Here is a 14721-nt window from a genome sequence, read left to right as displayed (position 1 = left end):
CCCTCTCTCATGAAGACCATCCGCCTGCACCCCGGCAAGGAACGTTCCCTGCTGCGTCGCCACCCCTGGGTGTTTGCCAGCTCCATCGCCAAAGGCAGTGCCGACAGCGGGGAAACCGTCCGCGTGGAGTCGCACGAGGGCCAGTTTCTCGCTTGGGCTGCATTCAGCCCCAGCTCGCAGATCCGCCTGCGGGTGTGGAGTTTCGATGTTGCGCAGCGGATCGATGCCGACTTCTTCGCCGCAAGGCTGCACGCTGCAATCGAACGTCGCCGCGCGCTCGGGCTGGACCTCACCGCCTGTCGCCTGGTGCACGGCGAAAGCGATGGTCTGCCCGGCTGCATCATCGACCGCTATGCCGACATCGTGGTGCTGCAGGCCGGCAGCGCCGGCATCGAACGCTGGAAAACCACGCTGGTCGGCGCGCTGCGCACGCTCTTGCCCGAGGTCCGCCTGTACGAGCGCTCCGACGCCTCGGTGCGCGAACGCGAGGGCCTGTCGCCATCTGCTGGCTGGCTGCATGGCGAGGGCAGCACCCAGGTCGAGATCAGCGAAAACGGCCTGCGGCTGATGGTCGATGTTGCCACCGGCCACAAGACCGGCTTTTACCTCGACCAGCGCGACGCCCGTGTCCGCTTTGCCGAGCTGGTGCGCAGCCATGGCGTGCAGCGCGTGCTCAACTGCTTCAGCTACACCGGCGGCTTCACCCTGGCCGCGCTGGCCGGCGGCGCGCAGCAGGTGGTGTCGGTCGATTCCTCCGCGCCAGCGCTCGCCCTGGCGGCGCAGCATGTGGCGCTCAACGGCTTCGATCCGGCCCGCACGACCTTTGTCGATGCCGATGTCAACGCCACCCTGCGCCGACTTCGCAACGAGGGCGTGCAATTCGACGCCATCGTGCTCGACCCGCCCAAGTTCGCCTCCACCCCGCAGCAGGTCGAACGTGCCGCCCGGGCCTACAAGGACATCAACCGTCTGGCGTTTCACCTGCTGCCACCGGGCGGCTGGCTGCTCACCTTCTCCTGCTCTGGCGGAGTCAGCGGCGACCTGTTCCAGAAAATCGTCTCTGGCGCCGCACTAGACGCGGGCGCCGACGCGCAGATCGTCGCGCGCACCGGCGCCGGGCTGGATCATCCGCTCACCCTGCACTTTCCCGAAGGCGACTATCTCAAGGGTCTGTTGCTGCGCCGCAGTTGATCGCAGATTGATTTTTCGACGATCGTCCCCAACCTCCCAGAATGCTCCGTTAAAAGGAATTCCCCGATGTCTACCCTCATCCCCGCCACCATCGTCACCGGTTTTCTCGGCAGCGGCAAGACCACCCTGCTCAAGCGCGTGCTCAACGAGGCGCATGGCTCCAGGATTGCCGTGATCGAAAACGAGTTCGGCGAAGAAAACATCGACAGCGACATTCTGGTGCGCGAGGAAGGCGAGCAGATCGTGCAGATGTCCAATGGCTGCATCTGCTGCACCATCCGCGACGATCTGCGCGCCACCCTGGCCGATCTGGCGCTCAAGCGGCGCAAAGGCGAGATCGCGTTCGACCGTGTGATCATCGAAACCACCGGCATTGCCGACCCCGGCCCGGTGGCGCAGACCTTTTTCATGGATGACGAAGTCGCCAGCCAGTACATGCTCGACGCCATCCTCACCCTGGTCGATGCGGTGCATGCCGAGCAGCAGCTCGACACCCGGCAGGAGGCCCGCCGCCAGGTGGGGTTTGCCGACCAGATTTTCATTTCCAAGGCCGATCTGGTGAGCAAGGACGCGCTCGCCGCGCTGCAGCACCGCCTTGCACACATGAATCCGCGGGCAAAACAGAGTGTGGTGCACTTCGGCGAGGTGCCGCTGGCGCAGGTGCTCGACCTCAAAGGCTTCAACCTCAATGCCAAACTCGACATCGACCCCGATTTCCTCAAGGCCGACGATCATGATCATCACGACCATGATCATCACGAACATGGCGCGCACTGCAATCACCCGCATCACCATCATCATGACGACGACGTGACGTCCTTTGTCTACCGCACCGACAAGGCGTTCGATCCGGCCAAGCTCGAGGACTTTCTTGGCGCCATCGTGCAGGTCTACGGTCCGCGCATGCTGCGCTACAAGGGCGTGCTGAACATGCAGGGCATCGACCGCAAGGTGGTCTTCCAGGGCGTGCACCAGCTCATGGGCAGCGACCTCGCCGCGCCGTGGGGGCCGCAGGAACAGCGACAGAGCAAGATGGTCTTCATCGGCATCGACCTTCCCCGCGACATTCTCGAACAGGGACTGCAGCAGTGCCTGATCAGTTGAGCGCCTTGCCTTGTCGCAAGAAGTGAATAGAATCGGCCGGTTTTGACCCACAGTGTCCTGGCAGGGAGAAACCTCTTGGTGACTGGGCAGTGGCGGGCAGACGATCGGGAACAGATGATCCGGGCTCTGTTTTGACTGGTGCTGCTGATGCGGCAAGTCGTGCGCAAGTACGCCTGGGCGGCACGAGGCACAGCGCAAGACGGCGCAAAACAGACGGCGACTTGCCGTCGGAATCGAGAAGTTCGGGAGGATTTTCGTGGTGAAATCGCCTCAAAAAACGGCGCCCCAAAAAGCGACGTCGCTGAAAACGGCTGCTGCACCTGACAAAACTCCGTCCGGTACGTCACACAAGAAAGCCGCCGTCAAGCACGCCGGGAAATCCGCCGATGTCGCGACATCCAAGGCGCCACCCAGTTCTGCAGCCGCTGTGCAGGCTGCGCCTGCCGCGCCGGCAAAAAAAGCCGCGACGGCCCTGCGGCGTTCCTCGTCTTCTGGTGTGAGTAAACTGCACGCCGCAAAGCCCTTGTCGGCGGCCATGGGGTCGCCGGAACCCATCCGACTCGACAGAAGTTCCATGAGCAGCACAACCATCGAACCCGCACCCAAGAAAACCGATCCCAAGCATGCCAATGCCTGGAAGAACAAGTCGGCCTCCGACCTGACCGAGCAGGACCTGCTGGCCATGCCCGAGTCCGAGTACATGAACGAGGTTCAACTCGATTATTTCAAGCGCCTGCTCACCGGCATGCGCAACGATCTGATCAAGAACGCGGGCGAGACCACGGAACATCTGCGCGAGGACACCCTGCTGGTGCCCGATCCGGCCGATCGCGCCACCATCGAGGAAGAACACGCGCTGGAGTTGCGCACACGCGACCGCGAGCGCAAGCTGCTGAAAAAGATCGAGCAATCGCTTGCCCGCATCGAGAGCGGCGAGTATGGCTGGTGCGAGGAAACCGGCGAGCCCATTGGCGTCGGTCGCCTGCTGGCCAGGCCCACCGCAACCTTGTCACTCGAGGCACAGCAACGCCGCGAAATCAAGCAGCGCATGTTCAACGACTAAGGCGTGTCGACCACCAGTTCGGCACGCAGCGACGCAGAGGCCCCAGCAGCATGAGCAGTTCGGGATCAGGCGGTTTCTGGAAGCGGGTGGGTTCTTTCGTCAAGAACCCGACCCGCGACTGGTCGCTGACCGATGAGCAAGCCCTGCAGGAACATGAAAGCCTCGCCAAGGTCAAGGCGCGCGAAGACCAGAAGCGGCAGGATGATTTCATCCGCAAGCGCGAACTCGATGGCTTGCGCAAACTGCGCAAGCGCGAGGCCACCGACCTGGGCATGGACGACAGCCTCCAGACCAATGTGCCCGACCTGAGTTCACAGCCCGCGCCCGTGCACGACCGGGACGAGACGCTGCGCAAGATCAACGAAATCGAAAAATCGATGGCGGGGGACCAAGCGGCCGCACCAGCCCGCACCCGCGCACCCGTGACCCGACAGATGCCTGCGGCGCCATCTCCCCAGTCGCGGCCTCCACTTCCCTTGGGGCTGCCCTCCGCCGCGCCCCCCCTCACGGCAGCATCGCTTACCCCAGAGACAACGGGCAGTGGCGCAGTGCAATGGAAAATCGACACGGCCTACGCGGACACCACGCTGATGACCAAACCCGGCGGGCTTGGCCCCGCTGCGGCAACAGGCATACCAACGCAATCCGGCCCAACAACCTCCCCCGGCACGCCCACGACGCAGCCCCCGCTTTACGCCCCCACGGTTCCCTACACGCCGACTGTCCCTCAGGCGCTCACCCGCGGGCAGAGTGCTGCGCCCCTGCCGTTTGACGAACAGCCCACGCTGGCCGCCGCCACGCGCCTGAGTGCGGACGCCATGCCCTCCCGGGTCTCCGTGGCATCGGGCGACAGTTGGCTGCGGTCGAGCAACGATTTCATGCCCAGTGCATTCTTCGCTGTGGAAGTGCACGAGGCCCTGAGTTCCAATCCTCTGTTCGACCAGGCGGTGATGGACTTCGCCAATGGCGACGACGCTGCTGCAGAAGCCGCGCTGCGCGACGCCATCTCCAACTCGCAAGACCTCGGCGCGGAAAAGGAGCTGTGGCTGGCGCTGTTCGATCTGTTCCGGGCATCGCACCAGATCGAGAAATTCGAAGCCCTGGTGGTCGATTTCGTCAGCCGCTTCCAGACCTCGGCACCGATGACCGATGATGGCCTGCCCGCCGCGCCCAGCGCACCCAAACCGGCCGAGAGCAGCTTCAGGCCATCGATCACGTTCTCGGCAAACGTCGACCTGGCACAAGGTGAGCGGCTGCGCAAGCTGCTGCTCAACGCGCCCTCTGCAGTGGAGTTGAACTTCTCCGAAGTCCGCAACATTGCCGCCTCCGCCCTGCCCGCCTTGGTCGAGGGGCTGAAGAAGCTCAATCAGACCGCCTGCACCGTGACCCTGCATGGCACGGAAAATCTGCTGGCACTGTGCCAGGCGCAGGCGCCGGCCATGCAGCGCGAGGCCGATGCGCAGTGGTGGGCGCTGCGTCTGGAATTGCTGCGGCTGATGAATCAGCAGGACGACTTCGACGCCATCGCGCTCGACTATTGCGTCACTTACGAAATTTCTCCGCCCACCTGGGAGCCCAGCCGCGCCCGGGTCGATCTGGCCGGGGTGGACAGCACGGCATCCGGCACGGGCGCAAGCTCGGCCCCGGCTGACTTCCAGAACTCTGGCCTGAGCCCGCATTCGGTGCTCGGCAACGGCGGCTCGCGCTCGGCGCAACTGCATCTCAGCGGCGAGATCACCGGCAGCTCCAGCGCCTTCCTCGGCCCGCTCGACCAGGCAGCCAGGACGCACGAGCAGATGAGCATTTCGCTGCGCCAACTGCGCCGCATCGACTTTTCCAGCGCAGGGGCCCTGCTCAACTGGGCCATGACCCAGCACGACGCCGGCAAGACCCTGCAGTTCACCGGGGTGCATCGCCTCATCGCCGGGCTGTTCAGCATTCTCGGCCTGCACGAGCACGCGCTCATCCAGTTGCGGCGCGACTGACTGCGCCCGCGCCGCGCACATCATCGCGGCCCTTGAGTTTCTTCGGCACATCCCCAAATCGCAGCATGGATCAATATCACGGCACCACCATTCTGAGCGTGCGCCGAGGTTCCACCGTGGCCCTGGGCGGCGACGGTCAGGTCACCCTCGGCAACATCGTCGTCAAATCCACCGCACGCAAGGTGCGCAGGCTCTACAACAACCAGATCCTCGCCGGTTTCGCCGGCGGCACTGCAGACGCGTTCACGTTGTTCGAGCGCTTCGAGGCCAAGCTGGAAAAGCACCAGGGGCAGTTGCTCCGCAGCGCGGTCGAACTGGCCAAGGACTGGCGGACCGACCGCATGCTGCGCCGCCTGGAGGCCATGCTTTCTGTGGCCGATGCCGAGCACTCGCTCATCATCACCGGCAATGGCGATGTGCTCGAACCCGAGTATGGCATCGTGGCGATTGGCTCGGGCGGTGCATACGCGCAGTCGGCGGCAAGGGCGCTGCTGGAGCACACCGCGCTGAGCCCGCGCGAGATCGTGGCCAAGTCGCTGCAGATCGCCGGAGACATCTGCATTTACACCAATCAGTCGCACACCATCGAGACCCTGGGGGAATGACGCCATGAACATGACTCCCCGAGAAATCGTCTCCGAGCTCGACCGTTTTGTCATCGGCCAGGCCAAGGCCAAGCAGGCCGTGGCCATTGCCCTGCGCAACCGCTGGCGTCGCCAGCAGGTTGCCGAGCCGTTGCGCCACGAGATCACGCCGAAAAACATCCTGATGATCGGCCCCACCGGCGTGGGCAAGACCGAGATTGCGCGCCGCCTGGCCAAGCTGGCCGACGCGCCGTTCATCAAGGTAGAAGCCACCAAGTTCACCGAGGTGGGCTATGTCGGACGCGATGTGGACACCATCATCCGCGATCTGATGGAAGCGGCGGTCAAGCTGGCGCGTGAAAACGCGATGCGTGCGCAGCGCACCCGGGCGGAAGACCGCGCGGAAGATCGCATCCTCGACGTGCTGCTGCCCGCACCGGCTGACTCCAGTGGTCACGCGGCATCGATCACCGAGACCAACCCGACGCGGCAGATGCTGCGCAAGCGCCTGCGCGAGGGCCAGCTCGACGACAAGGAAATCGAGATCGACGTCGCGGTGCATCCAGCCAGCGTGGACATCATGGGCCCGCCCGGCATGGAAGACATGACCGAACAGATCCGCTCCATGTTTGCCAATATGGGACAGACGCGCAGCAAGAAGCGCAAGCTCACCGTGCGCGAAGCCCAGAAGCTGCTGATCGACGAAGAGGCCTCCAAGCTGGTCAACGAGGACGAGATCAAGGCCGGCGCGCTGCGCGCCGTGGAACAGAACGGTATCGTGTTCCTCGACGAGATCGACAAGGTGGCCTCGCGCAGCGACACCCAGGGCGCCGATGTCTCGCGCCAGGGCGTGCAGCGCGACCTTCTGCCGCTGGTGGAAGGCACGACCGTGAGCACCAAGTACGGCATGGTGCGCACTGACCACATCCTGTTCATCGCCAGCGGGGCGTTTCATGTCGCCAAGCCCTCGGACCTGATTCCCGAACTGCAGGGGCGCTTCCCGATCCGGGTGGAACTGGAGTCGCTGTCCGTCGCCGATTTCGAGGCCATCCTCACCAGCACGGACGCCAGCCTGACCAAGCAATACGCAGCACTTCTGGCAACCGACGGAGTGCAGGTGGAGTTCACCGCCGACGGCATCCGTCGCATGGCGGAAGTTGCTTTTCAGGTGAACGAGAAAACCGAGAACATCGGTGCGCGGCGGCTGCACACGGTCATGGAGCGGCTGCTCGAAGAGGTGTCCTTCCACGCCGACGGCGCGCAGCACAGCACGGTGAAAGTGGACGCGGCAATGGTCAACCAGCGTCTGGGCGATATCGCGCGAGACGAAGACCTGTCGCGCTACGTGCTCTGAAGTGTCTGTTCCTGCTGCGCGGCGATGCACAGCAGGCCCTCGAACACCAGGTGTTCGACATGCCGATGCGGCAGGCCCAGCGCATCACGCAGCTTGGGCGCCGCACCGCCGGTCAGCAGCACGGTCACCTCGCCCTGAGCCAGGGCCTGCAGACGCGCATGCATCTGCCGCGCAGCGCCCGAGATGGCCAGCGCCCCGCCCGTCATCAGCGCATCGCTGGTGTTGGTGGGAAACTCCACGACCTCACCTTCGGGCACGCGCAATCCCGCAGTGCCCATCTCCAGCGCCTTGAGCATCAGACCGAATCCGGGCAGGATGATGCCGCCGATGAACACGCCATCGGCGCTGAGGCAATCCACCGTGACCGCGGTACCCACACTGATGACCATTGCCGCCCGATCAGGAATGCGCTGACGCGCTCCGAGTTGTGCCGCCCAGCGGTCCGCTCCCAGCAAGGAGGGCGTGGCATAGCTGTTGCGCACGCCGCATTGTTCAGACTGCGCGGCAATCCAGTTGCAGTGCAGCCCGAGCGCATCGAGTTCCGCACACACCCGCGCCGTCACCACCGCACCGGCAACCGCACAGCCGATGACCCGCTCAGCGCGTGGTTGACCGGCCAGCACATGCCGCAATTGATCGACTTCCTCCAGCAACATTGCACCACCGGCAAGCAACTCCGCGCCGCGCTGCGGGCGAGCATACAGCCCCCATTTCAGCCGGGTGTTGCCAACATCGAGAACAAGGAGGTGCATGCCGATCCGTGCTGCGAACCAAGAACGCATGCACCATAGCAGAGCATGCAGCAGCGTTCAGGGCTTCGCACCCGCCTTGACCCAGGACGCGACCTCGGCGCGCTCCAGTTCGGTGATCTGCGTGGCGTTGTTCAGCGGCATGGCCTTGAGCACGACCACCTGCTGGTAGATGGCCTGCGCGTGGCTGACGATGTCCTGCGGTGAATCGAGCCGCACGCCTTTTTGCGCAGCGGGCCCGGCATGGCAAAGCAAGCAGCGCTGCTGCACGATGTGCTGCACCGTGGCAAAGCGCACCGGCTCGGCCGATGCCCGCACAGGTTGCGGCTTGGGCGCGAGTGCAATCGCCACGCCGAGAATGATGGCCACGCCCACCAGCCAGTACTGCCACTTCCACGCGCCCTTGTGCTTGAGCACGAAAAACTGGCGGATGAGCGCACCGGCCAGCATCATCAGCACCAGCACCAGCCAGTTGTTCGGCGCGTCGTAGACGAAGCTGTAATGGTTGGACAGCATGGCGAACAGCACGGGCAGAGTGAAGTAGGTGTTGTGCACGCTGCGCTGCTTGCCGCGCTTGCCATCCATCGGGTCGGGCGTCTGGCCGGCGCGCATGGCCGCAACCACGCGGCGCTGACCCGGAATGATCCAGAAGAACACATTGGCACTCATCGAGCTGCCGAGCATGGCGCCAATGATGAGAAACGCCGCGCGCCCGGCAAACAGATGGCAGGCCAGCCAGGCCGCGAGCACCACGTATGCCGCGACCAGAATGCCCACGATCAGGTCGCCGTTCCTGCGCTGGCCGAACAGGCGGCAGATGCCGTCATAGACCAGCCAGCCGACCACGAGGAAGCTCAGCATGGCGGCCACCGCCAGCCCCGGTGAACTCCATGCGTACACACGTGGATCGACGATGAAAATGCCCGCGTGATAGAAGTACAGCACACACAGCAGGGCAAAGCCGGACAGCCAGGTGGTGTAGCTCTCCCAGTAGAACCAGTGCAGGTGCTGCGGCAGGTTCCTGGGAGCCACCATGTATTTCTGCGGGTTGTAGAAGCCACCGCCATGCACCGCCCACAGCTCGCCGTCCACGCCCTTGGCCTTGAGGTCGGCGGCCTTGGGCGGCTCCAGGCTGTTGTCCAGCCAGACGAAATAAAACGAAGAGCCGATCCATGCAATGGCCACAATGACATGCAGCCAGCGCAACAACAGGTCGGCCCAGTTCATCGCGTAGGGCAAGATGGTGTTGATCAAGTCGTTCGTCATGACGCCCCCAGAGAGTCATATGAAAACGACTTCCGCCACTGCAGGCCCTGCGAAAGTCTGTCGGATCGCGTGCCATCTGCGATGGCGCACCGCACTGCGGCGATCCTGGTTGATCTGGCAGCCTGCCTCAGCTGCCTCGGTAAGTCGAATAGCTCCAGGGCGACACCAGCAAGGGAACGTGATAGTGCTGCCCTGCATCGGCCACGCCGAATTCCAACGGAATCTGATCGAGAAAGGGTGTCTGAGGCAGCGTCAGGCCCAGCCCCTTGAAATAGGCACCCATGTGGAACACCAGCCGGTATCGTCCAGGCTGCAGGTCGGCTCCTTGCAACAGTGGCAGTTCACAGCGACCATCCGAGTTGGTCTGGACAGAGCGAAGCAGCATCCAGCCTGCACCCTGTTCGGCGTAGAGATCGATGCGCACGGCAGCAGCGGGATGCCCATGCGCGGTATCGAGAATGTGTGTGGTCAGCGCGCCCATCGCGGTTTTCGATCCCTGGATTGAATATGGCTCGAAGACTTCGATTGAAGCCTTATTGCATACAATCGTAAGATAAGTTGTATGCTACTGGCAAACCAAGTGGACTCACAACCCCACAGCCCGTTGGCATGCTTTGGAGTTGGCAGATGCCATGCCGAGAAACATCGCAAGAAGGGAGACCATGAACGCGCGCACCAAGGCACCCTCGAAGTCACAATCCCCCGCGGGGAAGGTGGTGCGCCCGGCAGCGGCTGTCGACAGCCCAGTCGCCGACTCGACCCAGACCATCGTCGCCGCGATTACCGCAGCGATCATCGAGCACCGCCTGGCCCCCGGCGCCAAGCTCACCGAGCAGAAGATCGCGGCGATCTACGGTGTGTCGCGCACCATCGTGCGGCAGGCGTTGTTTCAGTTGGCGCGTGACCATCTGGTCACGCTGGAGCCGGCACGTGGCGCCTTCGTCGCCCAGCCCTCGGTGGAGGAAGCCAAGCAGGTGTTCGCGGTGCGGCGTGTGCTCGAGCAGCATCTGGTCGAGGCATTCTGCGAGCAGGCCACGGCAGCAGACTTCCGCGCCCTGCGTGCGCACCTCAGGCAGGAACAGGCCGTGGTCAGCCGGGTGGATGTGACCGGGCGCACCCGGCTGCTCGGTGACTTTCACGTGCTGATGGCGCAGCGCATCGGCCAGCATGTGCTGGCGCAGATCCTGTCGGAGCTGATCTCGCGCTGCGCACTGATCACGCTGATGTACCAGTCATCACGCGCGGCGCAGCATTCGTCGGACGAACATGTGGCCCTCCTCAAGGCGCTGGAGGCGCGCAACGTACCCAAGGCCAGGGCGCTGATGGAAGCCCACCTGCTGGCCACCGAAAGCAGTCTGCTCTATCACCCACGAACCAGCAGCACCGATCTCGCCCAGGCGCTGACCGCGGCGGCTTGAAAGCAGAAGGACGTCCATCATGCCGAACCCTCGCTACCCCCGCGACCTCATCGGCTACGGCCGCAACCCGCCACAGGCCAACTGGCCGGGCCGTGCGCGCGTGGCGCTGCAGTTCGTGCTCAACATCGAGGAAGGCGGCGAGAGCTGCGTGCTGCACGGCGACGCGGCCAGCGAACAGTTCCTCTCCGAACTGTTCAACCCGGCTGCCTACCCCGCGCGCCATCTGAGCATGGAAAGCATCTACGAATACGGCAGCCGTGCCGGGGTGTGGCGCATCCTGCGCGAATTCGAGCAACGCGGCCTGCCACTCACCGTCTTCGGCGTGGGCATGGCGCTGCAGCGCACCCCCGACCTCGCCCGTGCCTGCGTGGAACTGGGGCATGAGATCGCCTGCCACGGCTGGCGCTGGATTCACTATCAGAACGTCGATGAGGCCACCGAGCGCGCGCACCTGCGCCTGGGCGTGGAGGCCATCGAAGCCGTCTGCGGCGTGCGCCCGCTGGGCTGGTACACCGGCCGCGACAGCCCCAACACCCGCCGCCTGGTGGCCGACCACGGTGGTTTCGCCTACGACAGCGATCATTACGGCGACGACCTGCCCTTCTGGCTGCAGGTGCGCAAGACCGACGGCACGCTGGCGCCGCATCTGGTCGTGCCCTACAACCTCGATGCCAACGACATGCGCTTTGCCCTGCCGCAGGGCTTTGCCCAGGCCGAGGACTTTTTCATTTACCTGCGCGACAGCTTCGACGTGCTCTATGCAGAAGGCGCCGAAGCGCCAAAGATGCTGAGCATCGGCATGCACGCGCGGTTGCTCGGCCGCCCGGGCCGCATTCGCGCGCTGCAGCGCTTTCTCGACCATGTCGCACGCTTCGACCGCGTGTGGATCGCACGGCGCATCGACATCGCGCGGCACTGGCAGGCCGAGCATCCGTTCCACGTCGCCACGGCTTTCGTCTGGGAATGACCATGTTGACTCTCGACCAGATCAACACGGCCAGCACCGCCGACATCGCCACCCTGCTGGGCGGTGTCTACGAGCACTCGCCGTGGATCGCGCAACGCGCGGCGGCAAGCCGCCCATTTGCCACACTGGCCGCGCTCAAGCAGGCGCTGGTGCAAACCGTGCGCAGCGCCAGCCGCGCGGAGCAGCTCGCGCTGATCCGCGCACACCCGGAGCTGGCGGGCAAGGCCGCGATCGCAGGCGCACTCACCGCAGAGTCCACGGACGAGCAAGGCCGCGCAGGACTCGCACATTGCACGCCACAGGAGTTCGCCCGCATCACCGCGCTGAACGCGGCCTATGGCGAGCGCTTTGGCTTTCCGTTCCTCCTCGCGGTGCGCGGCCCGCGGGGCACCGGGCTGACTCGCGCGCAAATCATCGCCACACTCGAGCGCCGCCTGGACAACCCGCCGGATGTGGAATTTGCCGAGGCGCTGCGCCAGATCCATCGCATCGCCGAACTGCGGCTCAACGACAAGTTTGGCTTCATCCCGCAGCAGGGCAACCAGGTGTGGGACTGGTGCGAGCGCCTTGCCGCGCACAGCGAGTCGCCTTGGCGCGAGCGCTTTGAGCTGACTGCAACCTATCTGACCGACGCCCATCGCGCCGCTGCTGCCGAGATCGCCGCAACCATGCGCCACTGTGGTTTCGACAGTGTGGGCATCGACGCCGTTGGCAATGTGGTCGGGGTGTATGAGGGCACGCAGCCGCAGGCCCGCCGCCTGCTCACCGGCTCGCATTACGACACCGTGCGCAACGCGGGCAAGTACGACGGCCGCATCGGTCACTTCATTCCGATGGCCTGCGTGCAGGCGCTGCATCGCGCCGGACGCCGCCTGCCCTTCGGCCTGGAGGTCGTGGCCTTTGCCGAGGAGGAAGGCCAGCGCTACAAGGCCACTTTCCTCGGCTCGGGCGCGCTGACCGGCGACTTCAACCCCGCCTGGCTCGACCAGCAAGACCGGGACGGTATACCCATGCGCGAGGCCATGCGCCATGCGGGGCTGCCGGCCGATCTGCAGGCGATTGCAGCGCTCAAACGCGATCCCCCGCGCTACCTCGGCTTTGTCGAAGTGCATATCGAGCAGGGCCCGGTGCTCAACGCGCTCGACCTGCCGCTGGGCATCGTCACCGCGATCAACGCCAGTGTGCGCTTGGTTGGAGAGATCGTCGGCATGGCCAGCCACGCTGGCACCACGCCGATGCATGCCCGGCGCGACGCCGCCTGCGCCGCAGCTGAGCTGGCGCTGTTCATCGAGCGTCGCGCCACGGTCGATGGCGATTCAGTCGCCACCATGGGGCTGCTGGAAGTGCCCGGCGGGTCGATCAATGTCGTGCCTGGGCGCTGCGCCTTCAGCCTGGATCTGCGCGCCCCGAGCAACACGCAGCGCGACACCCTGCTCGCGGACGTGCGCGCCGAACTCGACGCGATATGCACGCGCCGCCAGCTGCGCTTCACCCTGGAAGAAACCATGCGCGAACAGGCCGCTGCCAGCGACGCCGCGCTGCAACAGCGCTGGGAGCATGCCGTGGCCGCGCTGGGCCTGCCCTTGCACCGCCTGCCCAGCGGCGCCGGGCACGACGCGATGAAACTGCACACCATCCTGCCGCAGGCCATGCTGTTCGTGCGCGGCGAAAACGCCGGCATCAGCCACAACCCACTGGAATCCAGCACCGCAGACGACCTCGACCTCGCCTGCGCCGCCTTCACCCGATTGCTCGACGACCTCGCCGCCCCATGACCCACCGCGATCCCCCGCAAGCCACCTACGCCGCGCTCGACCGCTGGGTCGATGCGCACTTCGCCGAGCAGACCCGCATGCTGCAGGAACTGGTGCGCGTGCCCACCGATACCCCGCCGGGCAACAATGCGCCGCACGCCGAGCGCACCGCGCAACTGCTGGCCGACCTCGGCATGAGCGCCGAGAAGATTCCCATTCCCGCCGAAGCCTGTCGGGCACAGGGACTGGAGTCCATCACCAACCTCATCGTGCGCCGCCACTATGGCCCCGGTGGCCCGGTCATTGCGCTCAATGCCCACGGCGACGTGGTGCCGCCGGGCGAAGGCTGGACGCACGATCCATACGGCGGCGCAATCGAAGACGGCAAGCTCTACGGCCGCGCCGCCGCCGTGAGCAAGTGCGACTTCACCACCTACACCTTCGCCGTGCGCGCGATCGAGGCACTGGGCGCGCCGCTGCGCGGCGGCGTGGAGCTGCACTTCACCTATGACGAGGAATTCGGCGGCCTGCTCGGCCCCGGCTGGCTGCTGGACCACGGCCTCACGCGGCCCGACCTGGAAATCGCCGCGGGCTTCAGCTATCAGGTGGTCAACGCGCACAACGGTTGCCTGCAGCTCGAAGTGACCGTGCACGGCATGATGGCGCATGCCGCCATTGCCCACACGGGCGTGGACGCGCTGCAGGGCGCGGTCGTCATCCTGAATGCGCTCTACGCGCAGAACGCGCTCAACCGCAATGTGCGCTCGCAGGTTGTCGGCATCGACCACCCGTACCTCAATGTCGGGTGGATCGCAGGCGGCACCAACACCAATGTCGTCCCCGGCAAGGTGGTGTTCAAGCTCGACCGCCGCATGATTCCCGAGGAAGACCCAGCCGCGGTCGAGGCCGAGCTGCGCCGCATCATCGCGCAGGCCGCCGCCAGCGTGCCCGGCATCACCGTGGACATCCGCCGCATGCTGCTCGCCCGCGCCCTCACTCCGCTGCCCGGGCACGAGCGCCTCGCCGCGCCGCTGCAGCGCCATGCGCAGGCGCTGTTCCACGAGACCATCCCGATCGTCGGCACCCCGCTCTACACCGATGTGCGCCTGTACGCCGCGCATGGCATTCCCGCAGTGATCTACGGCGCCGGTCCGCGCACCGTGCGCGAGAGCAACGCCAAGCGCGCCGATGAACACATCGTGCTCGACGATCTGCGCCGCGCCACCCAGGTGGTTGCCCGTACCCTGTTCGATCTGCTCGGTTAAAACTTAAACTCCCCCGCGTGA

Annotated in this window: 14 protein-coding genes; 10 read left to right on the top strand and 4 right to left on the bottom strand. The window is 65.2% G+C overall.

What is annotated here, in order from left to right:
* The first annotated feature begins 9 nt into the window (after window positions 1–9).
* Window positions 10–1191 (top strand): class I SAM-dependent rRNA methyltransferase, encoded by a 1182-nt coding sequence (locus AC1ZQA_RS05125; RefSeq protein ID WP_482678741.1) that lies wholly within the window; start codon window positions 10–12, stop codon window positions 1189–1191.
* 66 nt (window positions 1192–1257) lie between these two features.
* Window positions 1258–2295 carry a CobW family GTP-binding protein gene (locus tag AC1ZQA_RS05120; protein WP_482678740.1) on the top strand — a complete coding sequence of 346 codons (1038 nt, stop codon included), beginning with the start codon at window positions 1258–1260 and terminating at the stop codon, window positions 2293–2295.
* 270 nt (window positions 2296–2565) lie between these two features.
* On the opposite strand, the gene AC1ZQA_RS05115 is transcribed toward AC1ZQA_RS05120, so the two are convergent.
* Window positions 2566–2871 carry a hypothetical protein gene (locus AC1ZQA_RS05115; protein ID WP_482678739.1) on the bottom strand — a complete coding sequence of 102 codons (306 nt, stop codon included), beginning with the start codon at window positions 2869–2871 and terminating at the stop codon, window positions 2566–2568.
* Here AC1ZQA_RS05115 and dksA point away from each other — a divergent pair.
* From dksA to hslU, 4 genes are all read left to right on the top strand, one after another.
* Window positions 2870–3358: an RNA polymerase-binding protein DksA gene (gene dksA / locus AC1ZQA_RS05110; RefSeq protein WP_482678738.1), complete on the top strand. Its 489-nt coding sequence runs from the start codon at window positions 2870–2872 to the stop codon at window positions 3356–3358. The genes AC1ZQA_RS05115 and dksA overlap by 2 nt on opposite strands.
* A gap of 50 nt (window positions 3359–3408) precedes the next feature.
* Window positions 3409–5343 (top strand): STAS domain-containing protein, encoded by a 1935-nt coding sequence (locus tag AC1ZQA_RS05105; protein ID WP_482678737.1) that lies wholly within the window; start codon window positions 3409–3411, stop codon window positions 5341–5343.
* A gap of 65 nt (window positions 5344–5408) precedes the next feature.
* Window positions 5409–5948 (top strand): ATP-dependent protease subunit HslV, encoded by a 540-nt coding sequence (gene hslV / locus AC1ZQA_RS05100; RefSeq protein WP_482678736.1) that lies wholly within the window; start codon window positions 5409–5411, stop codon window positions 5946–5948.
* 4 nt (window positions 5949–5952) lie between these two features.
* The gene (gene hslU / locus AC1ZQA_RS05095; RefSeq protein WP_482678735.1) at window positions 5953–7281 is read left to right on the top strand and encodes an ATP-dependent protease ATPase subunit HslU; all 1329 of its coding nucleotides are present in this window, start codon (window positions 5953–5955) and stop codon (window positions 7279–7281) included.
* Here the strand turns inward: hslU and AC1ZQA_RS05090 are convergent.
* The 3 genes from AC1ZQA_RS05090 to uraH form a co-directional block, all read right to left on the bottom strand.
* Complete coding sequence (locus tag AC1ZQA_RS05090) at window positions 7269–8033, bottom strand: type III pantothenate kinase (RefSeq protein ID WP_482678734.1); 765 nt, start codon at window positions 8031–8033, stop codon at window positions 7269–7271. The two genes, hslU and AC1ZQA_RS05090, sit on opposite strands and share 13 nt — an antisense overlap.
* A gap of 57 nt (window positions 8034–8090) precedes the next feature.
* A complete protein-coding gene (locus AC1ZQA_RS05085) occupies window positions 8091–9296 on the bottom strand; it encodes a urate hydroxylase PuuD (RefSeq protein ID WP_482678733.1) in 1206 nt (401 codons plus the stop codon).
* 127 nt (window positions 9297–9423) lie between these two features.
* Window positions 9424–9777, bottom strand: coding sequence for a hydroxyisourate hydrolase (uraH, locus tag AC1ZQA_RS05080; RefSeq protein WP_482678732.1), 354 nt, complete (start codon window positions 9775–9777; stop codon window positions 9424–9426).
* A gap of 181 nt (window positions 9778–9958) precedes the next feature.
* On the opposite strand from uraH, the gene AC1ZQA_RS05075 reads away from it, so the two are divergent.
* From AC1ZQA_RS05075 to AC1ZQA_RS05060, 4 genes are read left to right on the top strand one after another with little or no spacing between them, the layout of a single operon-like run.
* A complete protein-coding gene (locus AC1ZQA_RS05075; protein WP_482678731.1) occupies window positions 9959–10714 on the top strand; it encodes a GntR family transcriptional regulator in 756 nt (251 codons plus the stop codon).
* 19 nt (window positions 10715–10733) lie between these two features.
* Window positions 10734–11681: an allantoinase PuuE gene (puuE, locus tag AC1ZQA_RS05070; RefSeq protein ID WP_482678730.1), complete on the top strand. Its 948-nt coding sequence runs from the start codon at window positions 10734–10736 to the stop codon at window positions 11679–11681.
* A gap of 2 nt (window positions 11682–11683) precedes the next feature.
* Window positions 11684–13456 (top strand): 2-oxo-4-hydroxy-4-carboxy-5-ureidoimidazoline decarboxylase, encoded by a 1773-nt coding sequence (gene uraD, locus AC1ZQA_RS05065; RefSeq protein ID WP_482678729.1) that lies wholly within the window; start codon window positions 11684–11686, stop codon window positions 13454–13456.
* A complete protein-coding gene (locus AC1ZQA_RS05060) occupies window positions 13453–14700 on the top strand; it encodes a M20/M25/M40 family metallo-hydrolase (RefSeq protein ID WP_482678728.1) in 1248 nt (415 codons plus the stop codon). Before uraD ends, AC1ZQA_RS05060 begins: the two co-directional genes overlap by 4 nt.
* Window positions 14701–14721: the final 21 nt, after the last annotated feature.

This window comes from Thiomonas sp. DCM-2, from assembly GCF_056820905.1.
The sequence above is the reverse complement of the archived record's forward strand: the minus strand, read 5'-3'. Positions and strand labels throughout refer to the sequence as shown.